This window comes from Dyella sp. SYSU CM1112 (assembly GCF_058216415.1).
In genome coordinates, this window is the sequence record NZ_JBZEGI010000010.1 from 23,938 (window position 1) to 50,240 (window position 26,303).

29 protein-coding genes and 1 pseudogene are annotated in these 26,303 nt (G+C 59.4%); 16 read left to right on the forward strand and 14 right to left on the reverse strand.

Features of this window, described 5'->3' with window-relative positions; all coding sequences use genetic code 11:
- Window positions 1–2 precede the first annotated feature (2 nt).
- The 3 genes from AC4HNJ_RS14500 to AC4HNJ_RS14510 are packed head-to-tail and all read left to right on the forward strand — an operon-like array spanning window position 3 to window position 2,549.
- The gene (locus AC4HNJ_RS14500; protein ID WP_490480302.1) at window positions 3–1,454 is read left to right on the forward strand and encodes an aldehyde dehydrogenase; all 1,452 of its coding nucleotides are present in this window, start codon (window positions 3–5) and stop codon (window positions 1,452–1,454) included.
- Between the two features lie 10 nt (window positions 1,455–1,464).
- The gene (gene can, locus AC4HNJ_RS14505) at window positions 1,465–2,133 is read left to right on the forward strand and encodes a carbonate dehydratase (protein WP_490480303.1); all 669 of its coding nucleotides are present in this window, start codon (window positions 1,465–1,467) and stop codon (window positions 2,131–2,133) included.
- A complete protein-coding gene (locus tag AC4HNJ_RS14510; protein WP_490480304.1) occupies window positions 2,130–2,549 on the forward strand; it encodes a RidA family protein in 420 nt (139 codons plus the stop codon). Before can ends, AC4HNJ_RS14510 begins: the two co-directional genes overlap by 4 nt.
- 70 nt (window positions 2,550–2,619) lie before the next feature.
- Here the strand turns inward: AC4HNJ_RS14510 and AC4HNJ_RS14515 are convergent, their stop codons facing one another.
- The 4 genes from AC4HNJ_RS14515 to AC4HNJ_RS14530 form a co-directional block, all read right to left on the reverse strand.
- On the reverse strand, window positions 2,620–2,838 hold the full coding sequence (locus tag AC4HNJ_RS14515; RefSeq protein ID WP_490480305.1) for a hypothetical protein: 219 nt from the start codon (window positions 2,836–2,838) through the stop codon (window positions 2,620–2,622).
- A gap of 188 nt (window positions 2,839–3,026) precedes the next feature.
- Entirely contained in the window at window positions 3,027–3,806 is a 780-nt protein-coding gene (gene hutG / locus AC4HNJ_RS14520) for an N-formylglutamate deformylase (RefSeq protein ID WP_490480306.1), read from the reverse strand.
- Window positions 3,807–3,830: 24 nt separating this feature from the next.
- Entirely contained in the window at window positions 3,831–5,177 is a 1,347-nt protein-coding gene (gene gorA / locus AC4HNJ_RS14525) for a glutathione-disulfide reductase (RefSeq protein ID WP_490480307.1), read from the reverse strand.
- Between the two features lie 19 nt (window positions 5,178–5,196).
- On the reverse strand, window positions 5,197–6,456 hold the full coding sequence (locus AC4HNJ_RS14530; protein WP_490480308.1) for an NAD(P)/FAD-dependent oxidoreductase: 1,260 nt from the start codon (window positions 6,454–6,456) through the stop codon (window positions 5,197–5,199).
- Window positions 6,457–6,506: 50 nt separating this feature from the next.
- Between AC4HNJ_RS14530 and AC4HNJ_RS14535 the strand changes: the two genes are divergently transcribed.
- From AC4HNJ_RS14535 to AC4HNJ_RS14565, 7 genes and pseudogenes are all read left to right on the forward strand, one after another.
- Complete coding sequence (locus tag AC4HNJ_RS14535) at window positions 6,507–7,895, forward strand: hypothetical protein (RefSeq protein ID WP_490480309.1); 1,389 nt, start codon at window positions 6,507–6,509, stop codon at window positions 7,893–7,895.
- A gap of 79 nt (window positions 7,896–7,974) precedes the next feature.
- A pseudogene (locus AC4HNJ_RS14540) lies at window positions 7,975–8,355 on the forward strand (BlaI/MecI/CopY family transcriptional regulator); the annotation flags it as partial.
- A 28-nt stretch (window positions 8,356–8,383) separates the two neighbouring features.
- On the forward strand, window positions 8,384–9,304 hold the full coding sequence (locus tag AC4HNJ_RS14545) for a M56 family metallopeptidase (RefSeq protein ID WP_490480441.1): 921 nt from the start codon (window positions 8,384–8,386) through the stop codon (window positions 9,302–9,304).
- Window positions 9,304–9,699, forward strand: coding sequence for an energy transducer TonB (locus AC4HNJ_RS14550; protein WP_490480310.1), 396 nt, complete (start codon window positions 9,304–9,306; stop codon window positions 9,697–9,699). The genes AC4HNJ_RS14545 and AC4HNJ_RS14550 overlap by 1 nt, the downstream gene beginning before the upstream one ends.
- A 31-nt stretch (window positions 9,700–9,730) precedes the next feature.
- Window positions 9,731–10,297, forward strand: a complete 567-nt coding sequence (locus tag AC4HNJ_RS14555) for a C40 family peptidase (RefSeq protein WP_490480311.1) — start codon at window positions 9,731–9,733, stop codon at window positions 10,295–10,297.
- A 138-nt stretch (window positions 10,298–10,435) separates the two neighbouring features.
- Window positions 10,436–10,894, forward strand: a complete 459-nt coding sequence (locus tag AC4HNJ_RS14560) for a MarR family winged helix-turn-helix transcriptional regulator (RefSeq protein WP_490480312.1) — start codon at window positions 10,436–10,438, stop codon at window positions 10,892–10,894.
- Between the two features lie 5 nt (window positions 10,895–10,899).
- Entirely contained in the window at window positions 10,900–11,331 is a 432-nt protein-coding gene (locus tag AC4HNJ_RS14565) for an organic hydroperoxide resistance protein (protein WP_490480313.1), read from the forward strand.
- 174 nt (window positions 11,332–11,505) lie between these two features.
- Here AC4HNJ_RS14565 and AC4HNJ_RS14570 read toward each other — a convergent pair whose 3' ends face one another.
- On the reverse strand, window positions 11,506–11,991 hold the full coding sequence (locus AC4HNJ_RS14570; RefSeq protein ID WP_490480314.1) for an FKBP-type peptidyl-prolyl cis-trans isomerase: 486 nt from the start codon (window positions 11,989–11,991) through the stop codon (window positions 11,506–11,508).
- Between the two features lie 38 nt (window positions 11,992–12,029).
- The gene (locus tag AC4HNJ_RS14575; protein ID WP_490480315.1) at window positions 12,030–13,250 is read right to left on the reverse strand and encodes an MFS transporter; all 1,221 of its coding nucleotides are present in this window, start codon (window positions 13,248–13,250) and stop codon (window positions 12,030–12,032) included.
- A gap of 321 nt (window positions 13,251–13,571) precedes the next feature.
- Here AC4HNJ_RS14575 and AC4HNJ_RS14580 point away from each other — a divergent pair, with 321 nt between their 5' ends.
- Window positions 13,572–14,891 carry a DEAD/DEAH box helicase gene (locus AC4HNJ_RS14580; RefSeq protein WP_490480316.1) on the forward strand — a complete coding sequence of 440 codons (1,320 nt, stop codon included), beginning with the start codon at window positions 13,572–13,574 and terminating at the stop codon, window positions 14,889–14,891.
- A gap of 64 nt (window positions 14,892–14,955) precedes the next feature.
- Here the strand turns inward: AC4HNJ_RS14580 and AC4HNJ_RS14585 are convergent, their stop codons facing one another.
- Window positions 14,956–15,507 (reverse strand): GNAT family N-acetyltransferase, encoded by a 552-nt coding sequence (locus tag AC4HNJ_RS14585; protein WP_490480317.1) that lies wholly within the window; start codon window positions 15,505–15,507, stop codon window positions 14,956–14,958.
- A 39-nt stretch (window positions 15,508–15,546) separates the two neighbouring features.
- On the reverse strand, window positions 15,547–16,296 hold the full coding sequence (locus AC4HNJ_RS14590; protein ID WP_490480318.1) for an SDR family NAD(P)-dependent oxidoreductase: 750 nt from the start codon (window positions 16,294–16,296) through the stop codon (window positions 15,547–15,549).
- A 103-nt stretch (window positions 16,297–16,399) separates the two neighbouring features.
- On the opposite strand from AC4HNJ_RS14590, the gene AC4HNJ_RS14595 reads away from it, so the two are divergent.
- The 4 genes from AC4HNJ_RS14595 to AC4HNJ_RS14610 all read left to right on the forward strand — a co-directional run bounded on the left by AC4HNJ_RS14595 (window position 16,400) and on the right by AC4HNJ_RS14610 (window position 20,784).
- Entirely contained in the window at window positions 16,400–18,250 is a 1,851-nt protein-coding gene (locus tag AC4HNJ_RS14595) for a DEAD/DEAH box helicase (protein ID WP_490480319.1), read from the forward strand.
- Between the two features lie 149 nt (window positions 18,251–18,399).
- Window positions 18,400–19,200 carry a DODA-type extradiol aromatic ring-opening family dioxygenase gene (locus tag AC4HNJ_RS14600; protein ID WP_490480320.1) on the forward strand — a complete coding sequence of 267 codons (801 nt, stop codon included), beginning with the start codon at window positions 18,400–18,402 and terminating at the stop codon, window positions 19,198–19,200.
- 368 nt (window positions 19,201–19,568) lie between these two features.
- On the forward strand, window positions 19,569–19,961 hold the full coding sequence (locus tag AC4HNJ_RS14605; RefSeq protein ID WP_490480442.1) for an MAPEG family protein: 393 nt from the start codon (window positions 19,569–19,571) through the stop codon (window positions 19,959–19,961).
- A 13-nt stretch (window positions 19,962–19,974) separates the two neighbouring features.
- The gene (locus AC4HNJ_RS14610) at window positions 19,975–20,784 is read left to right on the forward strand and encodes a CPBP family intramembrane glutamic endopeptidase (RefSeq protein ID WP_490480321.1); all 810 of its coding nucleotides are present in this window, start codon (window positions 19,975–19,977) and stop codon (window positions 20,782–20,784) included.
- Between the two features lie 27 nt (window positions 20,785–20,811).
- Here AC4HNJ_RS14610 and AC4HNJ_RS14615 read toward each other — a convergent pair whose 3' ends face one another.
- The 6 genes from AC4HNJ_RS14615 to AC4HNJ_RS14640 all read right to left on the reverse strand — a co-directional run bounded on the left by AC4HNJ_RS14615 (window position 20,812) and on the right by AC4HNJ_RS14640 (window position 24,313).
- Window positions 20,812–21,390, reverse strand: a complete 579-nt coding sequence (locus AC4HNJ_RS14615; RefSeq protein ID WP_490480322.1) for a Maf family protein — start codon at window positions 21,388–21,390, stop codon at window positions 20,812–20,814.
- Between the two features lie 42 nt (window positions 21,391–21,432).
- A complete protein-coding gene (locus AC4HNJ_RS14620; RefSeq protein WP_490480323.1) occupies window positions 21,433–21,882 on the reverse strand; it encodes a GNAT family N-acetyltransferase in 450 nt (149 codons plus the stop codon).
- 62 nt (window positions 21,883–21,944) lie between these two features.
- Window positions 21,945–22,415: a 23S rRNA (pseudouridine(1915)-N(3))-methyltransferase RlmH gene (rlmH, locus tag AC4HNJ_RS14625; protein WP_490480324.1), complete on the reverse strand. Its 471-nt coding sequence runs from the start codon at window positions 22,413–22,415 to the stop codon at window positions 21,945–21,947.
- 15 nt (window positions 22,416–22,430) lie between these two features.
- Entirely contained in the window at window positions 22,431–22,820 is a 390-nt protein-coding gene (rsfS, locus tag AC4HNJ_RS14630) for a ribosome silencing factor (RefSeq protein WP_490480325.1), read from the reverse strand.
- A 261-nt stretch (window positions 22,821–23,081) separates the two neighbouring features.
- Window positions 23,082–23,732, reverse strand: coding sequence for an NrsF family protein (locus AC4HNJ_RS14635; protein WP_490480326.1), 651 nt, complete (start codon window positions 23,730–23,732; stop codon window positions 23,082–23,084).
- Window positions 23,733–23,737: 5 nt separating this feature from the next.
- The gene (locus AC4HNJ_RS14640; RefSeq protein WP_490480327.1) at window positions 23,738–24,313 is read right to left on the reverse strand and encodes a sigma-70 family RNA polymerase sigma factor; all 576 of its coding nucleotides are present in this window, start codon (window positions 24,311–24,313) and stop codon (window positions 23,738–23,740) included.
- A gap of 250 nt (window positions 24,314–24,563) precedes the next feature.
- Here AC4HNJ_RS14640 and AC4HNJ_RS14645 point away from each other — a divergent pair, with 250 nt between their 5' ends.
- The gene (locus tag AC4HNJ_RS14645; RefSeq protein WP_490480328.1) at window positions 24,564–26,288 is read left to right on the forward strand and encodes a cytochrome c biogenesis protein DipZ; all 1,725 of its coding nucleotides are present in this window, start codon (window positions 24,564–24,566) and stop codon (window positions 26,286–26,288) included.
- Window positions 26,289–26,303 lie beyond the last annotated feature (15 nt).

The following is a 26,303-nucleotide window of genomic DNA, read 5'->3' on the forward strand; positions in this document are numbered from 1 at the left end:
CGATGCCAAGCACACGTCTTGCCAACCTCATTGATGGTCGCCTGCAAGGGCCATGGGGCGATCAGTGGCTCCCCGTCCATGAACCGGCTACCGGTGCCGTATTTGCGCAATGCCCCGACTCCTCCGCCGCTGACGTCGACGCCGCCGCCAAGGCTGCGCAAAGAGCCGCGCCGGCATGGGCTGCGACACCTGCCGACGAGCGTGCGCGGCTTCTGCATCGCCTGGCTGACCTGATCGAAGCGCGGCTTGAAGCGTTTGCCGCGCTGGAATCGCGCGATAGCGGTAAGCCCGCCGCCCTCGCCAGGCAGTTGGATATTCCACGCGCCGTATCCAACCTGCGCTTCTTTGCTGCCGCGATCATTGGGTGGGAAAGCGAATCGCATGCGATGGAAAGCGGGGCTATCAACTACACGCTTCGACATCCGCTCGGAGTCGTCGGTTGCATCAGTCCATGGAACCTTCCGCTGTACTTGTTTACCTGGAAAATCGCCCCTGCGCTGGCTTGCGGTAACACCGTTATCGCCAAACCCTCGGAAATAACCCCTTGCACCGCCGCGCTGCTAGGAGCATTGAGCATCGAAGCAGGCTTTCCCCCCGGCGTGCTGAATGTCGTGCTGGGCCGCGGGCCCACCACGGGGCAGGCTATCGTCGAGCATCCTGCGGTCAAAGCCATTTCTTTCACTGGCAGCACCCATACAGGCGCGAGCATCGCTGCGACGGCAGCCCCGCAATTCAAAAAAATATCGCTGGAATTAGGGGGGAAAAACCCCGCCATTGTGTTTGCCGATGCCGAGCTTACCGACGAACATCTCGATACCATCGTGCGCTCGGGCTTCGCCAACCAAGGAGAGATCTGTCTTTGCGGATCACGCCTGCTGGTGCAACGCTCAATCTACGAAATTTTCCGCGAGCGATATCTTGCCCGAGTCAGCGCGCTGCGCGTCGGCGATCCCCAGGACGCTTCCAGCGATCTGGGGGCGCTGGTTTCCCGCGAGCATTTTGACAAAGTGATGCGCTGTATTACGCAGGCGCGTGAAGAGGGCGGCGATATCCTGTGTGGCGGCGAAGCATTGACACTTGATGGCCGCTGCGCGGAAGGCTGGTTTATTGCACCCACTGTGATTGAGGGGCTTGCCAACGACGCGCTCACCAACCAGCAGGAAATTTTCGGTCCGGTAGTCTCACTGATCCCATTCGATGACGAGGCCGAGGCGATCGCCATCGCCAACGGCACTGGCTATGGGCTGGCCGCATCGCTGTGGACGAGTGATCTGTCCCGCGCGCATCGCATGGGTGCGCAACTACAATTTGGCATTGTTTGGATCAACTGCTGGCTATTGCGCGATTTGCGCACACCGTTTGGTGGCAGCAAGCAATCCGGCGTCGGGCGCGAAGGTGGCGCAGAAGCACTGCGCTTCTTCACCGAGCCCCGGAATATCTGTATTCGTTACTGAGGACATTGCCTTGAACAGTCCACTGCAGGATTTAATTGACAGCAACCGCCGCTGGTCGGCCAGCATGACCCAGGCCGATCCTCGATTCTTCGAGCGCCTGGCTAAACAGCAGTCACCCAAATACCTTTGGATCGGCTGCTCCGATTCGCGTGTTCCCGCCACCCAGATCGTAGATCTTCCTCCCGGCGAGATCTTCGTTCAGCGCAATGTCGCAAACGTGGTATCGCATACCGATCTCAATTGTCTGAGCACCATCCAGTTCGCAGTAGACGCATTAAAGGTCGAACACATCATCGTGGTCGGGCATTACGGCTGCGGTGGCGTGCAAGCGGTGCTCGATCAACGCCGACTCGGCCTGGTCGACAACTGGCTTCGTCATGTGGGCGATGTCGCGCACAAACATTCGGACACCCTGGCCTCGTTGGATTCGATGCTCCTGCGCAATATCCGTCTGTGCGAATTGAACGCTATCGAACAGGTGGTCAATGTCTGTCAGACCACGGTCGTCATGGATGCATGGGAACGTGGCCAATCACTCGCCGTACATGCGTGGTGCTACAGCCTTTCGAACGGTCATATGCATGATCTGGGGATGCATGTATCGTCACGCGAATCGCTACGCCCCACGTACGAGCACGCGTTGCAAGACCTGATGCATCGCGTGGGAGAGCCGCGGTGAATGACGTTGTCCGCACCGACGCGGCGCCAACGCCAGTGGGTGCCTATCCCCATGCGCGCCGTGCGGGGAACCTGCTGTTCCTTTCCGGCGTGGGTCCGCGCGAACCGGGCACCAACCGCATACCCGGAAATGTCTACGACCCCGAAGGCCAGCTGGTCAGCTACGACATCGAACGGCAATGCCGACAAGTATTCGCCAATGTGCGCGCCGTACTGGAGGCGAGCGGTGCGCGCTGGGAAGAACTGGTCGACGTTACAGTGTTCCTGACCGACATGGCGCGCGATTTTCCCATCTATAACCGCCTTTACGCCGAATACTTCAGCGGCGTGGATGCATGCCGTACAACGCTAGGCATCAGCGCCTTACCGACGCCTATCGCCATTGAACTCAAATGCGTTGCTGCGCTTCCAACCTAAGCAATACGGCATAAAAAAACCCGGCGGGCGAAGCCACCGGGTTTCTTCTAGATAACTTATGCTGCAGCGATTACTTCGCGCCACCGGCCGTGGTGCTGGAAGCCGGCGCAGCCTTCTTGTGCGACTTGGTATGCGTCTTATGTGTCGTCGAAGACTTGTGGTGGGTGTGCTTGGCGCTCGACGAGGTCGACGTAGCCGCCGGCGCAGCAGGCTGCTCCTGGGCCAGCACCGAACCGGAGAGAGCCATACCTGCCACCAGCAGGGAAGCGATCGCAAGTTTACGCATCATGATCATGAGCCTCGAGATATTTAGGTAGCCACGGACCCGGCCGGAACCCGGCAACCGCGGGCGGCGTGACCGCATTAACAATGCATCCACTTCGGCATACCGGAACTGAACGAAAGCGAAGGATCCTGTTCGCTCCGGCAGCGGCTCAAACATGGCCTCGAAACTAAAAAGCACTCCTGCCCGCCAACTCAGTCCAGGCATCGCTCAAGCAATTGGCGAATGGTCGCCTGAACTAAAGGAGCCTTCCCGGCATCCCACGCGAAACTCTCTTCGTTCATGTATTGGCATTGGGCCAGCTCTAACTGCACCGCCTGCACCTTGTCTGCCGGCCGGCCGTAATGCCGCGTGATGAATCCCCCTTTGAACCGGCCATTGAGGACAAAGTCATACCGAGACTGGGCCTCCAGCACGCTGGTGAGACTCCATTGAAGCTCTGCGCCGCAACTGGTGCCATCAGCCGTGCCGAGATTGAAGTCGGGCAAGCGCCCCTCAAACAGCATGGGTACATGGCTTCGGATGGAGTGCCCTTCCCACAATACGACCCTGCCGTGCTGTGCCTTTAGCCGCGCGATTTCCTCTCCTAAAGCCTGATGGTAAGGGCGCCACCACATCTCGACGCGCAGCTGAATTTCCTCGGCATCCGGCTCCTGTCCGTCCAGGTAAAGCGGCTCGCCGTCAAATCCAATAGTGGAAACCAGGCCCGTTTCGCGTCGGCCTGGATACAAAGCCTGTCCGTCTGCCGGTCGATTAAGATCGATCACATAACGCGATGCCATAGGCCTGATTACGCTAGCCCCCAACGCTTGCGCCAGCGGTTCATATAGCCGGGCGACATGCCAATCGGTATCAGGAGAACAGTGCACTCGCGGCTGCAGTCGTCCCAATAATTCGTCGGGTATGTACGTGCCATCGTGCGGCAAACTGATCAGCAGCGGCGCATGGCCACGGGTAAGGGTAAAGGTATCCATACCCTGAGTTTGACGCGTGTCCGCTCAGTGCAGCAACAGCAACTCTTCCGCAGCGGTAGGGTGAATGGCGATGGCCGCCTTGAGGTCGCGCCAATACAATCTCTTTTGCATCGCCACCGCAAAACCTTGCAGCAACTCATCGCTGCCCGGCCCCAGTACATGGATACCCACGACCTCGCGCTCGTCTCCTACGCATACCAGTTTCACGACAGTTTGTTCCGAACGCCCCGCCACCATCCATAGCAAAGGCGTGTAGCGCCCGGTGTGTGCACTGACAGCGTCACCATAGCGAGCGCGTGCTTGTTGCTCGGTCAAGCCCACTGTGCCCAGCGGCGGCTCGGAGAAGACCACGCTGGGGACGATCCGGTCATCAAATCTGGCATCGGATTGCCCACCGATCAGTCGATCGGCTAAAGCACGCCCGGCCGCCACAGCCACGGGTGTAAGCGCTCTGCGCTCGGTAACATCGCCGACCGCATAAATACCCTGCACGCTGGTGTTCTGGTACACATCCACCAAGACATGCCCACGCTCGTCGCACGCCACTCCTAGCTCCTCCAATCCCAGGTTTCTACTGTTGGGAACACGCCCAATTGCCCAGAGCAACGCATCGTAGACTCCGTATTCAGCGCCATCGGCAGCCTCTAACGTGACCTGACCTGGCAAGCCATGTACTTCCCTGACCCGCGTATTGCGCAGGATGCGAATACCATGCGCCTGCATTTGTACAGCCAGCGCCTCAACCACTTCGAGATCGAAATCCGCCAGCAGATTCTCACGTACCAGTAGATCCACGCGGCAACCTAAACTGCTTAGAACGCATGCAAACTCCACGGCTATGTAACCACCACCTACGATCGCAATGGACTGGGGCGGAGCATCGAGCGTAAAGATGTCATCCGATACCATGCCGAGTTCAAATCCCGGTAGATCGATCCGACGAGGGCGTGAGCCTGTGGCGATCACCACATGCGATGCGCTGGTTTCCAGGCCATTCGCTGTGACCACGGTATCGCGCGCCACCAGACGTCCTGCTTCCGTCATCACATGTATTCCCGCCATGTCCAAGCGCGTTGCATAGCGATGGCGAATACCCTCGATGTACTGATCGCGTAAGGTCCGGAAGCGCGACCAATCCAGTGACAAGGGTTGTGCATCGAAACCGATGTCAGCAGCGAGACGATGCATGTCGGCGATGTATGCGGCAAACCACATGGCTTTTTTAGGCACGCATCCGCGATTCACACACGTACCGCCAAGAGCATCCGGATCAAACAAAGCGACCCGCGCGCCCAGGCGAGCGGCACGCTGCGCAACGCTCAATCCCCCGGAACCTGCTCCCAACACAATCAGGTCGAAGCGCTCACTCATGCATCCTCCTGGGTAGGGGCTAGAGTTGGAAACGTGCCGGCGCGTAAGGCGCAGGATCAAGAGACGGCGCGTTTCCGTGAATCTGCGCAGCGATCAGTTCACCGGTAGCTGCCGACATGCTTACGCCGAGCATGCCGTGTGCAGTCGCCATATGCAGATTCGACCAGCGCGTGCTGGGGCCGACAATGGGTACTTCATCCACACTCATCGGACGCCACCCCCACCACTCCTCCTGCAATACGGGACCTTCCGGTTCCCGCAACCCTTCGGCTGCACCACGTCGCAATGCATCGAGGCGGGTGCGATTGAGCCCTGCGGCATAACCGGAGAACTCCATGGTGCTGCCGAGACGAAAACCACTGCCCCAGGTAGTCACGCAAACCTTCGCTTCGCACAGCACCAGCGCATGACGTGGTGGGTGCTGAGGATGCGTGTAAGTGAGTGAATACCCCTTGCCTGGCTGCATAGGCAGGCGCAAACCTAACTGCCTGGCGAGCAATGGCGACCAGGCACCTAATGCCAGAACAACGCGCTCTCCGGTGAAATCGCCACGCGATGTTGAAATGGTGGTGATCTGCCGGGCGCTTGTTTCCAGGCGCTCTATCTTCGCACCCGTTTCGATCAGGCCGCCCTGCTCCCGCACCAAACGCGCCAGTTCGGCAACGTAACGATCCGGGCGCAAGCGTCCATCTCCCGGATGAAACAGTCCTCCGCGTACTCCCGGCTTGAGCGCCGGCTCCATCGCCTCTACTTCGTCCCCACGCAAGCGCTGCACCGGGATGCCCAAACGATCGAGCAATTGCGCGTGATGAAGCTCATCGCGCTCCATTTGCGCGTCGCTGCGATAGGCGTAAAGCACGCCGGCCTCTTCGAATTCGCAATCAAGGCCCTCGTCCCGAACCAATTCGGCTATCAGACGACGTGAGCGCTGGAGGATAGCCGCACGCGCCTGCGCAGCGCGTTCGAAGTGATGCCAGTTACAGCGCCGGGCGAAACCCATTAGCCAACGCAAACGAGCGGCGTCGACGCGTGGATTAAGGTAAAGCGGCGCATCGCCACGGAACATGGAGCGCAACGCCACGCCGACCATACCCGGCATGGTCAAGGGCCCTGCATGGCTGGGCGTGATCGTGCCGCAATTGCCATGCGAAGCACCACAACCGGGCATGCCCTGTTCAAGCACGCGCACACGGGCGCCGCCCTTGAGCAGATACAACGCACAAGCAAGACCAATGACACCGCCACCAAGGATCAATACATCACTGCGCGAATCGTTCATCGGGCCATTGTAACGGCGGAAAATTGGTACTTGCACAAGCCTAAGCCCCGGTGCAGGCTGAAAACACACCCGACATCGCCCCCACACCGATGCGCTTGACGACTGTGATGTGCCTGTTCTGCACGACCGTGCTGATGGCCTCCCTCAGCGCACGAGAGTCATTATCCCCTCCATCTACGCGCGAATTGATGGCTCAGTTCGGCGCTGCTCCTAACGGACTCGTACGCTATGACTACCTCGTGTCGGTCATGCCGGGGTTGAAAGGCAATGAAAGAATGCTCGCCCAGCAGCTGTTGGCGACGGTAGATAGCGAGCTAGGGCTCTATAATGAGGCGCTCATGGCCTTTCCCTTCGACAATCGGGTTGCGCCGCCAAAATCCACGCCATTACCCCAACTAGATGCCTGGGAAAGCGTCGACGCTGCCGATGCGGTGGCCAAGCTTGCCGCTGACCGGCACATCGTGATGGTCAACGAGGCGCACCACGACGCCCATACCCGCGAATTGACGTTAGCCCTGCTGCCGCGCCTGCGCGCTTTGGGCTTCCAGTATTTTGCCGTGGAAGCGCTCAGCAGCAGGGATACGAACTTGATGCGTCGCGGCTATGTGATCGATTCATCCGGTAGCGAATATCTGCTCGAACCGCTTTACGGCGAAATCGTGCGTCAGGCGATCCGGCTTGGCTACACGGTCATCGCTTACGATCCAGAGAATGCATCTGACACGGATCGCGATACCATCCAAGCCCTCGCACTTTACGAAAAAGTGTTCGCCAAAGATCCGCAAGCCAAGCTATTCGTGCATGCCGGCTATTCTCATATCGACAAAGCTCCAGGCAACCTGGAAGACGACATCCAGCCGATGGCCATGCAGCTCAAACGCCTGAGTGGCTATGACCCGTTGTGTGTGGATCAGGTGCAATTCCGCGATGTCGCCCCAGGAGGTCTTGATTTCGGTTTTTACAATGCCGTCGCCAGCCATTTTTCAGCGCAAAATCCGTACGTGCTGCGTGAACGAAACCATGGAACCATTTGGACTTCCGATCCGAGACAGCATGATGTCACCGTGATCCTGCCGCCCGCCGTCGAAGATGATCTTGATATAAATGGCATCGGGAGAAGCGATGTATTGCGTCACGAATTCATTCTGCCTCGCCCACCTTTCGATCTTAGTCAGCGGCCCTCCTGGCTGACGCTCGGAGGTAGGCGTGTGCCGTATCGCATCGACACCGAGCTTTGCCAAGAACATATCCCCTGCGTGGTAGAAGCGCACTACCCCAACGAACCGGATACCGCGACACCAGCTGACCGCTACACCTTCCTTCACAATCGTTCGCATAACGAGCTTTTTCTCTACCCTGGTCGCTACCGGCTGCGTGCTTGGGATGTATCCGGGAAAACCCTTCAACAAGAAGACATCGACGTCCCGGCCGTCAGATAGCGCGCATCGCCCCTTGAAAAATGAATTACACGTGTAATCTGAAGCTAAGACTACATGCGTAATCCAATGAGGCCGCGCCATGTCTCAGCCGCTTCTTCCTATTAGCGACGCCGAAAGCCGCGTTATGGAGGCGCTCTGGCAATGCGCCCCACTGGCCTCCGAACAAATCGTAGCTGCCGTACAAGCCAGTAGCGATTGGCATGAGAAAACCATTCGCACCTTGCTCAATCGTCTACTCGGCAAAGGAGCGGTAGAAGCTTCGCGTGATGGCCGTCGCTACCTTTATAGCCCGTTGCTCACGCGCGCCCAATGGCAATTGCAGGAAAGCCGCAGTCTGCTCGATCGCGTTTTCGGCGGACGAATGGCGCCCTTGCTCACGCATTTCAGCCAGCACGAAACGCTGTCGGCAAAGGATGTCGCCGAATTACGCAAGCTGCTTGATGCCATCGAACGAAAGGAGCGCCGACATGGAAGCAATGCTGCTGCGCATGCTCTTCGCTGCCTCATTGGGATTGATCCTGGTGTTACTGCTGCGCAAGCCGATGCGCCGCGCGTTCGGCGCTGGTCCCGCCTTCGCACTGTGGTGTCTGCCCGTGCTAATGGCAGCCGCGCCATGGGTACCGGTTCCAATCAAGACCTCGCCACTGCAACCCATGCTCGACGCGTTGCCAACGCAGGCATTCATCCCCATACAGGACACACCTTATGGCACTGACGTGTGGCTACTTGCGCTTTGGCTAGTCGGCGTAACGTATGGCGCTGGCAGTTTGTCATGGCGCTACATGCGCCTCTCATGCGCATGTGTGCAGGTACCTAGAGACTTGCGGCGCCGCCTCCAGACCAGCTACTCCTCGATCCCCCTTTCACGCGTGTGGTTACATAAAGCCGGGCCGGCCGTGATGTGGGCACCACGCACCCGCCTGCCGCTACCTGCCGATTTCTTTGAACGACATGACGCCGAAGCACGCGAAATGATGCTGCGTCACGAATGCACCCATCTGTGCCGCGGCGATGCGTGGTGGAGCCTGATGAGCGAATGCATGCTAGTACTGCTTTGGTTCCATCCGCTCGCATGGTTTGCATTACCGCGCTTTCAGCTCGACCAGGAAATCACCTGCGATGAAAGCGTGTTGCGCCAGACGCCTCAAGATGAAGTGACCTACGCTCGGGCTCTCATGCGTAGCAGCGGTGTGGACGCGCAACCGGCCATGATCCCCTGGCTCGCCGAGCCACAACTAAAGGAGCGCCTCACCATGATCAGTCGTCACTCCCGCCACGCATGGCGTCGCCGGCTCGGCTACGGAGCGCTTGTCGCCCTGCTCGCCGGAAGCACCGCCTTTGCCCAAACCACCATCGCGCACCGGTCAACGCAGATGCCTCTCAGGACATCCCGCAAGATGCTGCTTTGATGCCTTCCTATCCCCCAGACGCCATCAAGAATCACGAGCAGAGCCTGGTGCTACTAAAGGTGCTGGTGGGCGCCGATGGCGCAGCGCGCAAAATAGATGTCGATCCGAAGACGAAGGCCTCGCCTGAGCTGACCAAGGTCGCCAGCGACGCCGCCATGAAATGGCACTACAACCCCAAGGTGGAGAACGGAAAAGTGGTGGAAGGATGGATGAAGGTGCCGGTGCTCTTCAGCCTGTCGCTGCTGCCACCGCATCCGCCCGGTCCGCCCCAGGGAGCCATGCCTCCTCCCCCGCCCCCACCGGGTGCTCCCATGCCACCCACCCTTTTCCTTGTTGCCACAACCAACTTCTTCCAATTCCTAAGAACTTCCCTGCAACTAATTGATTTGTTATAACCTTGGCGCACTCATCGTCGAGGTTTTTCTTATGCGCCTGGCGAGCGCTCAAGATACGGACAAACACAGGCGGCTCTCTGCCGCCTTGCACCTGGGGGCGCTCACGATGCTTGTGCTGCTGGCTGGCTGCGCCAGCGCGCCCCGCCGGGAGCCCACCTTCAAGCCTTCACACTCCGCTTTAGCCGACGAGCCCGCACGCGCGCCGGCAGATGCTGTCGCTACCGCTAACGACGTGCTTTTCCGCGCCATGGCGCTGGTAGGCACGCCTTATCATTGGGGTGGCAATACACCTGCAGGTGGCTTCGATTGCAGTGGTTTGGTTGATTACATCTACCGCAACGCTGCCAGGATCATGCTGCCGCACAGCTCTCGCGAAATGGCGTCCATCGATGCGCTCAAGATCAGACGCATGGATGAATTGGAGAGCGGTGACTTGGTTTTCTTCACTATCGACGGCGATATCAGCCATGTTGGGGTATACGTCGGCAAAGGCCGCTTCGTACACGCCCCCAATAGCGGCGGCACCGTCAGGCTGGATGATATCGATGGTCCGTATTGGCGAGACCACTTCGCATACGGCAAACGCCTCTTGGACTGAGTGCACAAAAAGAAAATCCGCAAGGGAGCAAGCCATCCGGATGGCCGCAGATCACCGGGACTACGTTCGCTGCCCGTCATGCCCTTCTTCACAAAAATTAAATTGCACACAATTTAATTTGATGCTATCTTTCTCCTCATGAAGAAAGGTACGCCTCCCTCCTTGCTCCTCGACGAACAGCTTTGTTTCGCGCTGTACGCCGCCTCACGTCGCATGACTGCGACTTATCGCCCCTTGCTGGATGCGCTGGGGCTTACCTATCCGCAATACCTCGTGATGCTGGTGCTGTGGGAACGCGATGCCCTCACCGTGCGGGAGCTTGGCGAACGGCTGCAATTGGATTCGGGCACCCTCACGCCGCTGCTGAAAAGGCTGGAGCAAGCGGGTCTGTTAGGGCGCCGCCGCCGCGAAAGTGATGAGCGCGAAGTGGAAATCACCCTTACCCAAGCTGGCCATACGTTGCATGAACGTGCTACCGACATACCGAGCTGCATAGCCACTCGACTTTGCATGACGGCCGACGCAGCCAAACGCTTACGCGATGAACTCAAATCCCTGGCGGCACAACTCGCCGCTTCCTCCGACCAAAGAGAGTAAATGTCATGAGCAACCCCACCAAAGTTCTCTATACCGCTACCGCAACGGCCAAAGGTGGCCGTGAGGGCCATATCCATAGCAGCGATGGCGTGCTGGATTTTGATTTGAAGGTGCCGAAGGAACTCGGTGGCCCCGGTGGCCTGGGCAGCAATCCCGAGCAGCTGTTTGCCGCCGGCTACTCTGCTTGCTTCGAGGGCGCTGTGCGCTATGTCGCGCGCGAGAAGAAAGTGGCCTTAAAGGAAGCTTCCGTGACAGGACACGTTGGCATCGGTCCACGTGAACCCACGGGCTTTGCTATTGCAGTGAAGCTGGAAGTCAGCCTGCCCGGCATCGATCGCACCGTCGCGCAGGAACTGATTGACATCGCGCACCGCGATATCTGCCCGTATTCGCACGCCACCCGCGGCAATGTCGACGTCCAGATCAGTCTCGTTTGATTACACCGGCTTATTATCGACCCTAAACAGTAACGGCGCCTGAGGGCGCCGTTACTGTTTAGGGGTAATCACGCACCATGACGTAAACGAGATTGATCATCTCCCGCTCTTGCCGTGTCTGCCGTTATTCCCACGCGGGGTTCGACTTCAAGCGCGCGACGCGTCAAGCAACGCTCAGTGCGCTTCAGCACCCGGCGGGTGTGCATGACCGTGCTGGATTTCCTCTTCCGTCGCGTCGCGAACTTCCTGCACCGCCACATCGAAATTCAGCGTCTTGCCAGCCATCGGATGATTGAGGTCGACATCGACCGTGCTCATGCCGATCTTGTGCACGGTCACGGCGCGCTGCCCTCCCTGCTTGAGCGACAACACCGTCACCATGCCCGGCTTCAGGCGATTAGCCTGCTGAAAATACTTTTTCGGTACACGCTGGATCTGTCCTTCCTGACGCTCGCCATAACCCTCGGCCGGGGGGATTTCCGCTTGCAAGGTATCACCGGCGCCGTGGTCTTCCAGCGCCTTTTCCAGTCCAGGAATCAGCTGGCCATGGCCAAGCAGGATCCACAACGGCTCCCCGCTATCGTGCGAGCTTTCTACTTTTTCGCCGTCCACCGTCAAGGTGTAGTGGAACGCGATGACCTTGTCCTTGCCAGCCTTCATTGCCTGTCTCTCGGTAGAAGCCAAAAGAACACATTCTATCAGCTACCGAACTTCACCCCGCGCGCTTCCGGCCCCAACCAGACCAACAAAGCCAGCACGATAGCAACCACCGCGATCCATGAAGACATCACGAGCGGCAAGCCGGCCCCCTTACCGGCCAGCCAGGACTGCGCCGTAGCGGTACCAGCCGCCAGCAAATTACCCATCTGATAGGCAAAACCAGGCAGCGTCCCCCGCACGGCATCCGGCGACAATTCATTGAGATGCGTTGGAACGACGCCCCACGCTCCCTGCACCATGACCTGAATCAAAAACGCCCCGATTCCCAGCAGAAGCAAAGAACCGCCGTACGTCCAAAGTGGAATGACGGGAATCGCCAGCAATGCAGCGATGATCATGGCCCGGCGCCGACCGATTTTTTCCGACCACGCCCCGAAGAAAATACCACCGGCCAGTGCGCCCAGATTGAGGAGCGCTACCAAAACGAAGGCTGCGCTCGACCCGGTCGGCAAATGCAGGTTCACTTCCTCGAACGTGTGATACATGTCCTGCGAGCCGTGACTGAACATGTTGAAAGCAGCCATCAGGCACATCAGGTAGATCGCAAGCTTCCAGTGGCCCCGCATTGCGTCTTTCAGGCTGCGCTTGCCATGCACAGCCTGACTCGCCGTCCATGCAGGGGATTCCGGCACCTTGCGGCGAATATAAAGCACCAGCAAAGCCGGCAACGCGCCAACGATAAACAGGCCACGCCAGCCGATATGATCGATCAGCAACCAATTGACGAGGGCACCGAAAAAAAAGCCGCAAGGGTAACCGCTCTGGAGTAGCCCCGACACCAACCCACGTGACTTCGCCGGAATCGACTCCATGGCCAGCGATGCGCCGATACCCCATTCCCCACCCATCGCCACGCCGAACAGGAAGCGGCAGATCAGCAGCATCGTCATGGACGGTGCGAACGCTGTGGCCAATTCAAAAACGGAAAATAAAATTACATCGATCATCAACACCGGCCTGCGGCCGAAACGGTCTGCCAGACGGCCAAACAACAGCGCACCGACCGGGCGCGCCGCTAAGGTCAGGAACACACCCACCGTCACCTCGGTGCGATTGACATGAAATTCGTTGGCGATACCGACGATCACGAAGGTATAAAGAAAATAGTCAAACGCATCGAGCGTCCATCCCATAAAACTCGCCAGCACGGTATGCCGTTGCTCGTGGTTCAATTCGCGCAAGGCTGACAGAACGGACATGCGAAAACTCCCGATAGGCGAAATAGAGGACCTGATGGGCGGCTGCAGTGTCTGCCGGCCACGAACAGCTCGTTGTTGAAGCATCAGGGAAGAGGCATGCCTTCTTACACCACAAAGCACCCAAACGCCTACCTCACGTCCGGCATACCTACGATAAACAGCAGTGATCTCCTTAGGCTTGAAGCCAAGGGCTTTCGTCAATGGGATATCGCACATGGTGTATACTGACCAGGCTTAAGCCCATCGGGCAGCATCTTCTACATCTTTTTCAATAGGCAACGCGGTTCTGCATGAAAGCTCCGGGTTGCACAGGAGCATTTCATGTCTTTCGAATCGCTGGGCCTAGCCCCTGCGTTGTTGCGCGCGCTTGCCGAACACGGCTACGCCAATCCCACCCCTATTCAGGCTGGCGCCATTCCAGTGGTGCTCGACGGCCACGACTTGCTGGCAGCCGCGCAGACCGGCACCGGCAAGACCGCCGCGTTCTCGCTGCCTCTGCTCCACCATCTATCCAGCGCGCCGTCGACGACGCGTCGCCCCCGCGCGCTGATTCTCACACCGACGCGTGAACTCGCCGCACAAATCAACGACAACCTCCGGGCCTATGGAAAATATCTCCGTATAGGCAGCACGACGATTTTCGGCGGGGTAAGTATGGGACCGCAGGTGCAGGCGCTTCGGCGCGGCACGGACATCGTCATCGCCACGCCAGGTCGGCTGGCCGATCATATGCAGCAACGCACGATCGATCTCTCCGGTATCGAAGTGCTGGTGCTGGACGAAGGCGACCGGATGCTGGACATGGGATTCCTTCCCTCCCTGAAGCGCATCATCGCAGCCCTGCCCAAACAGCGGCAGACACTGTTGTTCTCCGCCACCTTCTCGGCAGACATCAAGGCCTTGGCGATGCAATTCATGCAATCGCCGCAGGAAGTATCCGTCGCACCCGCCAATAGCATCGCGGCCACCATCAGCCATCAGGTGCATCCGGTCGACGGCGCTCGCAAGCGCGAACTGCTCTTGCACGTGCTCAGCCAGGACAGCCGTCGCCAGACGTTAGTGTTCAGCCGCACCAAGCACGGCGCGGACAAACTCGTTCGTTATCTGGAGCAATCCGGTTTGCGGGCGGCGGCCATCCACGGCAACAAAAGCCAGAATGCGCGCACTCGTGCGCTTGCCGACTTCAAGAACGGCCGTATCACGGTGCTGGTAGCCACCGACATTGCCGCTCGCGGTATCGATATCGACCAGCTTCCCATCGTCATCAATTACGACTTGCCCATGGTGGCTGAAGACTATGTGCACCGCATTGGCCGTACCGGTCGTGCAGGCGTGCAGGGTCTCGCGCTGTCGCTGGTGTGCCATGAAGAATCCGGTTTGCTGCGCGACATCCGCAAGCTGTTGAATCAAGAAATTGCCATTCACGAAGTGCCTGGCTTTGAGCTATCCGAACCACTGCGACTGGATGCGCACGCACCGCGTCCGAAACAGGGACAACGTCAACCGCGTCCACCACGGCAAGGGAACCATGCCCATCGCTCGCACGGTTATGGACAACAGAACGGCGGTGCTAGCGAACACGCCATGGGAAATCGCAAGCGCCGGCCTTCGCGAGGGCGGAAACCGGCCGCCAAGGCATAGCCGACCGTCTGCATCCGGTGGGGGGTTAGGGTGTTTGTACGCGCCAGCGCAGGGTCATCAAAACTCACCCATCCGGACAGATCTTCGCAGTAAGCACATGGTCTTCCCAAACCCCGGCGATCTGCAGATATCGCCGGGCATAGCCCTCCCGCTCAAATCCAAGGGACGCCAATAGCTTCGCGCTGCGCTCATTGCGCGGCACGTAATTGGCCATGATGCGATGCAAGCCCAGTTCCCCGAACGCCCAGGCAATACCCGCCTCCAATACTTCTGCCATCAAGCCCTGCCCCTGCATGCACGCAGCAACCCCATATCCCAAGTGGCACGCCTGAAAGGCGCCCCGCACGAGGTTGGCAAAGGTAATGCTTGCAAGAATCGACGACTCATTGCGATCGAACACCAGCAAGGGATAACCACGATCCTGCCTCGCGTTCTCACCATTGTCGGCAATCGTCTTGAGGCACTGTTCCAGCGTGAAATATTCGGGTTCTCGCAGCGGTTCCCACGGTGCCAGATACCCGCGATTTTCCAGTCGGTAACGCAGTAACTTCGGCGCGTCCGCTGTCCCGGCAAGGCGAATACGCGCACGCGCCGTTTCCAGATGCGGCAATACCATCACAACGCCTCCAAACTCAAACGACCGAAAAAAATCTGCTTAGCGCTCCTGGTCCGTCGGGCGCATCAGCACTTCGTTGATGCACACGTAATCCGGACGAGTCACGCAGAACAGAATGGCGTCTGCAATATCTTCAGACTGCAGTTGACGCAAGCCAGCCGCCCAGGTGTTGAGCGCCTGTCTGGTGGATTCATGTCCGATGTGATCGCGCAATTCCGTATCGACCAGGCCAGGCTCGATCACGCTGACGCGGATATTGTCCTTGTATACCTCGCGGCGCAGCGATTCGGAAAATCCCACCACGCCGAATTTGGTGGCCGCGTAGGCAGCGGAATTAGGGTTGGCCACGCGACCGGCCACGGAGGAAATATTCACGATGTGTCCATCGTGCCTGGCACGCATGCCGGCCAACGCAGCCTGTGTGGCAGCGATCAGACTGAGCACGTTCAACTCGATCATCCTGCGCCAACGCCCCAGATCGGCTTCTGAGACCGGCTCCAGATACATGACGCCTGCATTATTGATGAGGATGTCGAGCCGGCCGTAATGCGCCTCGGTTTCCTTCACGATACGTTGCGCCTCAGCCTCCGAAGTCAGGTCCGCCACCCACACCAGGGGATCCGCTCCCAGCCCGGCAAGCTTGCCGGCAAGCTGATCGAGCCGGTCCTTGCGTCGGGCGGCAATCGCGACCTTGGCGCCCTGCTCGGCCAGGGCCAGGGCAGTGGCCTCGCCAATGCCCGATGACGCCCCCGTAACCAACGCGATGCGATCTTTCAGACGGTTTTGCATGCCAGACCTCCCTAAGCGATTTCGTCAAGAGTATGCCGCCCAGGGCTGTTACAATAATGACTTCTTCTGCATGCCCTCGCGCATGCCACGCCGAGGTTTTCCCATGTCGTCCCCGTCTTCCGACTCTGCTCCGGCCGCTGCCGGCTTCTCTGCGCTTGCGCTTACGCCTGAAGTGCTGCGCGCGTTAGCTGACGTAGGCTACGAATCGCCATCGCCGATCCAGGCCGCAACGATCCCGTCCCTGCTCGAAGGGCGTGACGTACTGGGGCAGGCGCAGACAGGCACCGGCAAGACGGCTGCGTTTGCGCTGCCGATCCTCTCGCGTATCGAGATGCGAGCCGGCAAGCCGCAGGCACTGATCCTGGCGCCGACACGTGAGCTGGCCATCCAGGTCGCCGAAGCATTTCAGCGCTATGCCGCGCATATGCCTGGCTTCCAGGTGCTGCCCATCTATGGCGGCCAAAGCTATGGTCCACAGTTGCATGCCTTGCGCCGCGGCGTGCATATCGTGGTGGGCACACCGGGGCGCGTGATCGATCACCTGGATCGCGGCACGCTCGATCTCTCGGAACTGCGCTTCATCGTGCTCGATGAAGCGGATGAAATGCTGCGCATGGGCTTCATCGACGATGTCGAAAAAGTGCTGCAAGCAACACCGCCACAGCGTCAGGTGGCCTTGTTCTCCGCCACCATGCCGCCGCCGATCCGCAAGATCGCCCAGCAGCATTTGAAAGACCCGGTGGAGGTCACCATCAAAGCGGCGACCACCACGGCCGCCAATATTCGCCAACGGTATTGGTGGGTCAGCGGCATGCATAAATTGGATGCCATGACGCGCATCCTCGAAGCCGAGCCCTTCGACGCAATGATCATCTTCGCGCGCACCAAGCAGGCGACCGAAGAACTGGCTGAAAAGCTGCAGGCACGCGGCCTTGCCGCAGCCGCCATCAACGGTGATATCGCGCAGCCGCAGCGCGAGCGTGTCATTCAGCAGCTCAAGGAAGGCAAGTTGGATATCCTCGTCGCCACTGACGTCGCCGCACGTGGATTAGACGTAGAGCGCATCAGCCACGTACTGAATTACGACATCCCCTACGACACCGAAAGCTATGTGCATCGTATCGGCCGCACCGGGCGCGCCGGTCGTAGCGGCGAAGCCATTCTATTCGTAACGCCACGCGAGAAAGGCATGCTGCGCGCGATCGAACGCGCCACGCGCCAGCCCATCGAGGAAATGAAACTGCCTACCGTGGAGGCCGTGAACGATCGTCGCATTGCCCGCTTCAAGCAAAGCATCAGTGACACACTCGCCATCGGTGACCTTGAGCAGTTCCAGCAACTCATCGAACAATATGAGCAGGAACACAATATCCCGGCTATCGAAATCGCTGCCGCACTCGCGCGCATCGCGCAAGGCGACCGCCCCTTGCTGCTTGAGGCACCTGCAAAGCGTGAACATCCCAAAGAGCGCGAAGCGCGTCCTCCCCGCACGCAAGATGGCGATCAACGTCGCCCGCAACGCGAGTCACGGCATCGCGATGATGATGAACGCCACGCAGCGCCGCGCCAGGTCCGCCCGCATGCCACGGAAGCCGGCAAACGGACGTATCGCATCGAAGTAGGGCACGAGCACGGCGTAAAACCCGGCAACATCATCGGTGCCATCGCCAACGAGGCGGGGTTGGAAAGCCAATACATCGGCCGCCTGAGCATTCGCGGCGACTACAGCTTGATCGACCTGCCGGACGGTATGCCGGGCGAGATCTTCCAGCACCTGAAAAAGGTTTGGGTAAACCAGCAAATGCTGCGCATCAGCGAGTGGGACGGCAACGAGGACGAAGCAGGTATGCGCTCACCACGCAAGCCAGCCTTCAAACCGGGGCATGCGCGAGGCCATGGCAGCAAGCAGCGGCCGCACGGTCAAGGTGGCGGCAAGCCTGTACGCCGTAAATAGTTTCTCTTCCCCGACCGCAGACACCTTTGGAGAACGACGCGATCGCGACGCACTGTTCTTTTGTTGGGACACTGCGTTCCGTGGATCTGCTGCTGTAAACGCACCAGGCGAGCCCATACTTGTAGACAGCCGATTTACAAGTCTCTGCCATGAACGCCTTGCCTAGCCTTTACATCTCGCACGGCTCGCCGATGACTGCGCTTCATCCCGGTCAGGTTGGGCAACGCCTGGCTAGCATGGCCGCCAGTCTGCCGCGGCCTCATGCTGTGGTAATCGCCAGTGCCCATTGGCTGGCGCCGCAGCCAAGCGTGGGTGGTGCATCGGCGTTGGAAACCATCCACGATTTTTATGGTTTCCCGCGCGAGCTATTTGAGATCCAGTACGCGGCACCCGGTGCTCCCGCGATCGCACGGCAAACCGTGGACCTACTTGACCGTGCCGGCCTGGCATCCAGGCTCGATACCAAACAGGGCCTCGATCACGGCGCCTGGGTGCCGCTTCGCCTGCTCTACCCGCAGGCTGATATTCCAATCGTGCCGATTTCGATCCAGCCGCATCTCGGCCCCGTCCACCATTACGCCATGGGACGCGCCTTGGCGCCGCTGCGAGAACAAGGCGTGCTGGTGATCGGCTCCGGCAGCATCACTCACAACCTGCATGATTTCCGTGCGGGCTATAGCGAGATGAACGAGGCACCCTATGTGCGTCCGTTCATTGAGTGGATCGAACAAAAGATCAAAACCCATGATATCGGCGCCCTGCTCGACTATCGGCGCCAGGCACCGTTTGCCGAACGCGCGCATCCCACTGACGAACATCTGCTGCCACTTTATGTAGCCCTCGGCGCCGCCGGCGAACATACCGAAGGGCAGCGTATCGACGCCGGCATCGATCTAGGCTTCCTCGCCATGGATATCTATCGCTTCGATACCGCGCTCGCTCGGGCATAAATGAAACACAGCTCGCCTGCCACGACATCTCGCTTGATGGCATCAGCTATAAGGTTTAAAAACCGCCAAGTCTTCACAGCAAGAGAGATGACCTTACATCGCTGCAAATACGGCCCCAGTCCTCGGGCATTAGGCCGTGTGCCATGCGCGCCTTGTCACATGGGAGGCTGGTAGTTCCAAATTCCCAGGACGACACCACCTCCCTGGATAAAATGGCCGCTGTCGACTTCGACGTTCTGACTCTCTTCGCCTTTTTGCCAGTCCTTGAATCCCCCGACATGCAGGCGGCCTAGCCACTCTGGCCTATGCCACAGCATCGCACCAAACCGCTACAGTGACGTCTCTGTTTCCACCATGAGTAAACCATGATCCAGCATCTGCCCGCCCTGGTCACCTTGCTGACCGTGCTCCTGCAATTTGGAACGATGTATGCGGTGGGGCGTGCGCGGGGGAAATATCGCATCGAAGCACCAGCGACCAGCGGACATCCCGCCTTCGAACGTGCTTACCGGGTGCAGATGAACACGCTGGAAAGCACCGTGATGTTTTTGCCTGTGCTGTGGTTGGCCACCCATTACGGCTATGTACTGTGGGGCGGCATCGCAGGGTTGGTATGGATCGTGGGACGCATCTGGTATGCGCTGGCTTACCTCGCTGACGCCCGCAAACGCGGCCCCGGCTATATGGTCGGCATGGCGGGATGGGCAGCGCTTGTCGTCATGGCCGCACTCGGTCTTCTGCATGCCATGTCCGCTGGCTAAAACAAGCATGTCCATGGCAGCGCTGCCGCTGACACCGTCCGAACCGGCCATCCCCCCTCCCTTGCCCAAGGCTCCCGGGATAATCCAGGCGTTGGGCCTGATCATGCTCTACTTTCTGCTGCAGATCGGGGCAGGTCTTCTGGTCGGATTTGTTGTCGGACTCGTAGAGAAACAAAGTCATCCCGGTCTATCGCATGCCGAGCTATACGAGCGTGTAACGCACATCCTGGGACAACCGGACAACAACGCGCTGCTGGTCATCCTTGGGCTGCCAGTAATTGCGCTACTGCTGCTCTGGATAGTGCAGCGACTGTGGCCTGCGCTATGGTCAATGACACCGCCACCTGGCTTTGGCCTCGGCGCGCCGACATCGATCAAATGGTACGGGACCGCACTGCTGCTCGGCGTGCTGATGCCTCCGCTGGGCGCGCTGCTTACACAGATGCTTGCGCATGGTCATGCTGTCACGCAAAACGTCGAGGAACTCAGTCGCCACGCTTCCAGTAGCTTGCGTCTACCGCTCGCCATCGTGGCTGTGACGGTCGGCCCCATGGTGGAGGAGTTGATGTTCCGCGGTGTGTTGCTTTCGGCCTTGATGCGCCGCTTGCCCGTCCATGCGTCGATAGCTATCTGCGCCGTGCTGTTTGGAGCAGTCCATCTTGGCGGGCTGCATTTCCAATGGTATGCGCTGCCGAATTTGATGTTGCTTGCCGTGGCCTTGTGCTGGTTGCGCCTCAAGTCGAACTCGCTATGGCCGGCGATCGTTGCACATGGCATGTATAACCTGTTCGCCTTGGTGGCCTTGTTTTCCGCTACTGGCTAGGTTTCAGCGCCTCATGGCTACCACGGCTTAGACGGAAATGCCCGCACGCCGCAGCAAGCGCGCCGTTTCGAACAAAGGCAAACCCATCACACCCGAGTAACTGCCTTCCAATCGCTCGACCAGGCTGGCACCTCGTCCCTGGATGGCGTACGCGCCCGCCTTGCCAAAAGGTTCGCGGCTCGCCACGTATGCCGCGATGGTCGCGTCATCCAAGGAAGCGAAACGCACGCGTGAAACGCATACGTCTTCAAACGCTTGTCCCGCCGATATCACCCGCACCGAGGACATGACTTCATGAGTGCGGCCGCTTAAAACTTGCAACATGCGCTGTGCGTCTTCGGCATCTTTCGGTTTGCCGAAAATCCGCCCGTCCAGCACCACTTCCGTGTCTGATGCAATGACAAGCGCATCGGCATGACTCGTCTGTCCAATCAGACGCCAGCCTTCCTGCGCCTTATCGCGTGCAACGCGTCGCACGTACGACTCGGGCTCTTCGCCTGGATCAGGAATTTCCTCGATGTCCGCATGAAGGACGGCGAAAGCAACGCCCAGCTGCGCAAGCAGCTCGCGTCGCCGCGGGGATTGTGAGGCCAGGAAAATCTCCATGATGGGTTCCTTTGCGTCGTCTACTCACTGGCCGCCATGCGCTCAAAGAGCCAGGGCGTATTCATAGAAATACTGATCGCGTATCCAGCCAAGCGATTCATAGAGCGCCTGTGCGGGCAAGTTATCCCTCGCAGTTTGCAAAGATAGGCTGCCCGCGCCCCACTTGCGCGCATGATCGGCAGCGGCTGTCAGCAACGCCTTTGCCACGCCCTGGCGGCGCATGCCCGGAGCGATGAAGAGATCGTTGAGCAGATATATCCGCACCGTGCGTACCGATGAAAACAAAGGATACAACTGCGTGAAGCCAACGCACCCGTCCTCCCCGACATCTGCCATCAAGATCACCGACTGCTCGTAGGCCAGCCGCTCTTCGAGAAAAGCGCGCGCACGCGGTATATCGGACGGTTGTTGATAAAACTGACGGTAGTCGTCGAACAACGGTGCAAGTACATCGAGATCGTGCACGCTTGCCTGGCGAATAGAAAAACGCATGGTTACTCCTGGCAACACCGCGATGGCACGCAAGCGCATCCAGCGCCTCGCAACGCTGCCGGTCAACCGCGGTGGTAGGGATGCCCGGCCAGCAAGGTGCTGGCGCGATAAAGCTGCTCGACCAGCACCAGCCGGACCAGCATATGCGGCAAGGTCAACGGCCCCAATGACCACTTTTGATCGGCCTTGGCTAACACTTCCGGCGCATGACCGTCCGGGCCGCCGATCAGAAACGTTACGTCTCGCCCGGCCATTCGCCATTTCGCGAGCTGCTCCGCAAGCTCCTCGCTTGACCACGTCTTGCCACGGCCATCGAGTGCAACCACATGGCTATCACGCGGCAAAGCCGCGAGCATGCCGTTGCCTTCATCGAGTATCGCGCGTGCGTCATCACGGCCCTTGCCTCGGGTGCCCGGTTTCAATTCGATCAACTCGAAAGGCAAATCATGGGAGAGCCGTTTGCGGTATTCGGCAAACCCTTCCGCAACCCATGCAGGCATGCGTTCGCCAATCGCGATCAAGCGTGCGCGCATGCCGATGTGTGCTGTTTAGCCTGTGGCCCGGGCTGCTTCGCCCTCGGCACTGTTGTCACCGACGGTCCACAGGCGTTCCAAGCCATAGAACTCCCGAATGCGCGGCAGCATGACGTGCACGATTACGTCGCCCAGATCCACGAGCACCCACTCGGCCTCCTGCTCGCCTTCGACACCCAGCGGCATCACGCCCGCCTGCTTGGCGAACTTGACCACTTCGTCGGCGATGGATTTGACGTGGCGTGCCGAGGTGCCGGAAGCAATCACGAGCAGGTCGGCGATGGATGTTTTGCCGCGTACATCGATTTCTCGGATGTCTTTAGCCTTGAGATCCTCAAGCGCGGCAATGACGGACTTACGCAGGGTGGCCGTATTGACGGCCTTGGCATGGCGGGTGGTGGTCAAGAGTTGGGGCCTCTCGGCGTATCGACAGCGCGGGATCGCGCGGCACCAGTATATCCGCCCAGGCATAACGGCAAGTCAAGCGGCAAGTCCCCGCCCCCGTGGACGCTCGGCCATCGCAGTAAAGCGGATCTGCACCTTAGCCTGACCCGCCCAAGATGTAACAGTCTTGCAACGTCGGGTTTTCGGACTGCCGGTGACGATGCCCGCGGGTCCAGCCCAGCACCTACGCTGCGGCGGTTCTCAAGGCGGGCACGACCGCTTTCAGGCCCTCGACAACAGCCGTCCACCCATCACCATGTTGGCGACGATCACGATCACCACGGCGAGCGCATGCATGACCAGGTCCGACGCAGCAGCATCGAAGTTGTGGCAAATCTCCAGCAAGCTGGCCGATGCCGCCGCGCTGGCCAACCCCACCATCACTGCCGTCAACACAGGACGCAACGGGCAAGCTCGGCGCAACAACCAGATCATCAAGCCCGAAAGAGGAATCGAGAAGCTGACGATGAAAAACAGGCAGTGATTGGCCTCCTGCATATCCAGCACAGCCATGCCCGGGATATGTGCGCGCAAACACCCTAGCCCGCTAGCAGCGATCCAGAGCATTGCACTGGGCACGGGCAGCCATGCCCAGCGTAGTGAACGCCCCGGCACCGCAAGCATGAATGATGTAAGTGCAGCAGTGATCGCCGTCAGTACGGCGCCACAGGCAGCCAGCCCAAGGTCCGGAGCAACACTCCAGCGATGCAGCATGGTGCTTGCTCCGTAGCGTTCAAACAGCACGATAGCGAGCGCTGCCACGACAAGCAGCCAGCCGAGCGCGCGCCGCCACGGCGGCGCCAGACGCCTTACAGGCGTCAGCTCCGCGCCAAGCGCGTCGATCAGAGCTTCATGGCGTGCTGCATCGGACATCGGGATCAAGATTCTCCACGCAGGCGATCGCGCAGCGTCTTCAGTGCGCGATGCAAATTCACTTTCAGGGCGCCGGTATTGCGACCGGTATATTCAGCCGCTTCGGCCAACGAGCGTTCCTTCAGGCCAAGTTGCTCCACCGCCTCACGCTGTCCCGGTGGCAAGGTTTCAATAGCCTCGCGCAGGCGCAATGCTTCTTGTGCGCGTTCGGTGCCCGAACTTGCATCCTCATGATCCACATGGGTGTCCAGGAGGTAATCGTCGTGCACTTCACGCCGGTCACGGCGCCCGTGGCTACGCAATATATCGATCGCGCGCCGCGCGGCAATGGCCGACAGCCATGCATCGTAAGAGCGTGACGGATCGAAGGTGTGACGTACGCGATGCACGGTCAGCAATGTTTCCTGCACGACATCGTCCAAGGCATCCACCGCGACACCTTGGCGTCTCGCGACGGCCCGTATCAGCGCCACTGACTCGGTCAGCAAACGCGAGTAAGCGCGCTGGTCGCCTGCTTGCGCGGCGGCCATCCACGCTGCCCGCTGCCGGTCAGCTTGTTCGTTGGCACTGATGGATTCCATTGACACTACGTTGTGGCTACTCGAACCCCTTCGCGGGGGCTGCCGTAGTAGGACGCATGAAGCGTCAAAGGTCAAGGATGAGCTAACCGGCATATTCGCTAACCGTTGGTTTCCGTGAACTGATTCGTTCAATAAAGCACTGCGGTTACCTGCCGGATCGCAAGAATATGAACTGCAGACACATCACCTCCCGTAACCCTCCGCCCACTTCCGACGAAATACCTGTCAAGACTCAAGAAGCGTAACCACCATGATTCTCCTGATTCTCGCCTTCGTAGGCGGCATGCTGACCATTCTTAGCCCTTGCATCCTGCCCGTGCTGCCGTTTGTGTTCGCTCGCGCCGACCGATCGTTCATGCGTAACGGACTCCCCATGCTGATCGGCATGGCGCTCACGTTTGCCGCGGTCGCCACCTTGGCCGCCGTAGGCGGCGGCTGGGCTGTACACGCGAATCAGTACGGCCGTTATGTCGCGTTGGCCGTGCTCGCTCTCCTTGGCATGACGCTGCTGTCACCGCACTTTGCCGAATGGATCAGCCGTCCCTTTGTAGCGCTGGGGAATCGGCTCACGCAGCAGTCCGAAACCCAACAGGATTCGCCCTGGTTTGCTGCCATGCTGGGCGTCGCTACCGGTTTGCTGTGGGCGCCCTGCGCGGGCCCGATCCTCGGTCTGTTGTTGACCGGTGCCGCGCTGAAGGGAGCCAGCGTGGAGACCTCGCTGCTATTGCTTACCTATGCCTGTGGCGCAGGCGTCTCGCTTGCACTCGCATTGCTGGTCGGCGGTCGCGTGTTCTCGGTGATGAAGCGTTCGCTCGGCGCGGGTGAATCGTTGCGCCGCGTGCTGGGCGTATTGGTACTGAGTGGTGTCGCGATCATTGCGCTCGGCGTGGATACCGGTTTATTGACGCGCGTATCGCTGGCCAGCACCAGCAGCATCGAACAAAAGTTGATTGACGCGGTGACACCTGCACCGGCTGCCGCGGCTCCCATGCCCAAGGCCGGTGGCACACTGCCTGTCGAAGGCGAGCTGCCGTCGCTCTCCGGTGCCACGCAATGGTTCAACACCGCGCCGCTCTCGCCACAGTCGCTGCGCGGCAAGGTCGTGCTGGTCGATTTCTGGACCTACTCCTGCATCAACTGCATTCGGTCGCTGCCCTATGTTGAGGCATGGGCAGAGAAATATCGCGATCACGGCCTGGTAGTGATCGGCGTGCATTCACCGGAATTCGCCTTCGAAAAAGATCCGGCCAACGTTGCCAAAGCGATCCGGGACTTCCATATCACTTATCCGGTAGCGATGGATAACGACTATGCCATCTGGCAGGCCTTCAACAACGAATATTGGCCGGCGCATTACTTCATCGATGCACACGGCCAGATTCGTGCACATCATTTCGGCGAAGGTGATTACACCGGTAGCGAGGATGTGATCCGCCGTCTCCTGAGTGAAGCGGGTTACAAGAATCTGCCCGGCGGTTACGTTCAGCCTGGCGCCACAGGTGCAGAAGCGGCGAGCTCGAACGATACCCAGCGTTCGCCGGAAACGTATGTGGGATATGCACGCAGCGAAGATTTCGCGAGCGGCCAAATCGCTCATGATGAAGCCTGGCATTACCGCGCACCGGATACGCTCGAGGTCAATCAATGGGCCCTCGATGGCGATTGGAACATTGCTCCGCAAAGTGCAACGCTCGATAAATCGAACGGCAGCGTCATGTACCGGTTCCGTGGCCGCGACCTGCATCTCGTACTCGGTCCCGGTCCGGACGGAAAACCCGTGCGGTTCCAAGTCACGCTCGACGGAAAGGCACCTGGTGCCGACCACGGCACGGACATTGACGCTCAAGGCAACGGGACGGTGACCGGCCAACGGCTATACCAGCTGGTACGCCAAGCACATGGCACCGGTGACCGCGTGTTCAAGATCACCTTCCTTGATCCAGGTGTCCACGTTTACGCCTTTACGTTTGGCTAAGCGCATTCGTTCAAT

Excerpts from the sequence above, each read along its gene's own strand:
- AC4HNJ_RS14640 (WP_490480327.1), bottom strand. The coding sequence starts at position 24,313 with ATGGAATCCATCAGTGCCAACGAACAAGCTGACCGGCAGCGGGCAGCG.
- AC4HNJ_RS14555 (WP_490480311.1), top strand. The coding sequence starts at position 9,731 with ATGCGCCTGGCGAGCGCTCAAGATACGGACAAACACAGGCGGCTCTCT.
- AC4HNJ_RS14575 (WP_490480315.1), bottom strand. The coding sequence starts at position 13,250 with ATGTCCGTTCTGTCAGCCTTGCGCGAATTGAACCACGAGCAACGGCAT.
- AC4HNJ_RS14545 (WP_490480441.1), top strand. The coding sequence starts at position 8,384 with ATGCTCTTCGCTGCCTCATTGGGATTGATCCTGGTGTTACTGCTGCGC.
- AC4HNJ_RS14500 (WP_490480302.1), top strand. The coding sequence starts at position 3 with ATGCCAAGCACACGTCTTGCCAACCTCATTGATGGTCGCCTGCAAGGG.
- AC4HNJ_RS14585 (WP_490480317.1), bottom strand. The coding sequence starts at position 15,507 with ATGGTATTGCCGCATCTGGAAACGGCGCGTGCGCGTATTCGCCTTGCC.
- AC4HNJ_RS14645 (WP_490480328.1), top strand. The coding sequence starts at position 24,564 with ATGATTCTCCTGATTCTCGCCTTCGTAGGCGGCATGCTGACCATTCTT.
- AC4HNJ_RS14610 (WP_490480321.1), top strand. The coding sequence starts at position 19,975 with ATGGCAGCGCTGCCGCTGACACCGTCCGAACCGGCCATCCCCCCTCCC.
- hutG (WP_490480306.1), bottom strand. The coding sequence starts at position 3,806 with ATGGATACCTTTACCCTTACCCGTGGCCATGCGCCGCTGCTGATCAGT.
- AC4HNJ_RS14615 (WP_490480322.1), bottom strand. The coding sequence starts at position 21,390 with ATGGAGATTTTCCTGGCCTCACAATCCCCGCGGCGACGCGAGCTGCTT.
- gorA (WP_490480307.1), bottom strand. The coding sequence starts at position 5,177 with ATGAGTGAGCGCTTCGACCTGATTGTGTTGGGAGCAGGTTCCGGGGGA.
- AC4HNJ_RS14515 (WP_490480305.1), bottom strand. The coding sequence starts at position 2,838 with ATGATGCGTAAACTTGCGATCGCTTCCCTGCTGGTGGCAGGTATGGCT.
- AC4HNJ_RS14595 (WP_490480319.1), top strand. The coding sequence starts at position 16,400 with ATGTCGTCCCCGTCTTCCGACTCTGCTCCGGCCGCTGCCGGCTTCTCT.
- AC4HNJ_RS14635 (WP_490480326.1), bottom strand. The coding sequence starts at position 23,732 with ATGTCCGATGCAGCACGCCATGAAGCTCTGATCGACGCGCTTGGCGCG.
- AC4HNJ_RS14530 (WP_490480308.1), bottom strand. The coding sequence starts at position 6,456 with ATGAACGATTCGCGCAGTGATGTATTGATCCTTGGTGGCGGTGTCATT.
- AC4HNJ_RS14580 (WP_490480316.1), top strand. The coding sequence starts at position 13,572 with ATGTCTTTCGAATCGCTGGGCCTAGCCCCTGCGTTGTTGCGCGCGCTT.
- rlmH (WP_490480324.1), bottom strand. The coding sequence starts at position 22,415 with ATGCGCGCACGCTTGATCGCGATTGGCGAACGCATGCCTGCATGGGTT.
- AC4HNJ_RS14620 (WP_490480323.1), bottom strand. The coding sequence starts at position 21,882 with ATGCGTTTTTCTATTCGCCAGGCAAGCGTGCACGATCTCGATGTACTT.
- AC4HNJ_RS14600 (WP_490480320.1), top strand. The coding sequence starts at position 18,400 with ATGAACGCCTTGCCTAGCCTTTACATCTCGCACGGCTCGCCGATGACT.
- AC4HNJ_RS14565 (WP_490480313.1), top strand. The coding sequence starts at position 10,900 with ATGAGCAACCCCACCAAAGTTCTCTATACCGCTACCGCAACGGCCAAA.
- AC4HNJ_RS14570 (WP_490480314.1), bottom strand. The coding sequence starts at position 11,991 with ATGAAGGCTGGCAAGGACAAGGTCATCGCGTTCCACTACACCTTGACG.
- AC4HNJ_RS14560 (WP_490480312.1), top strand. The coding sequence starts at position 10,436 with ATGAAGAAAGGTACGCCTCCCTCCTTGCTCCTCGACGAACAGCTTTGT.
- AC4HNJ_RS14550 (WP_490480310.1), top strand. The coding sequence starts at position 9,304 with ATGCCTTCCTATCCCCCAGACGCCATCAAGAATCACGAGCAGAGCCTG.
- AC4HNJ_RS14590 (WP_490480318.1), bottom strand. The coding sequence starts at position 16,296 with ATGCAAAACCGTCTGAAAGATCGCATCGCGTTGGTTACGGGGGCGTCA.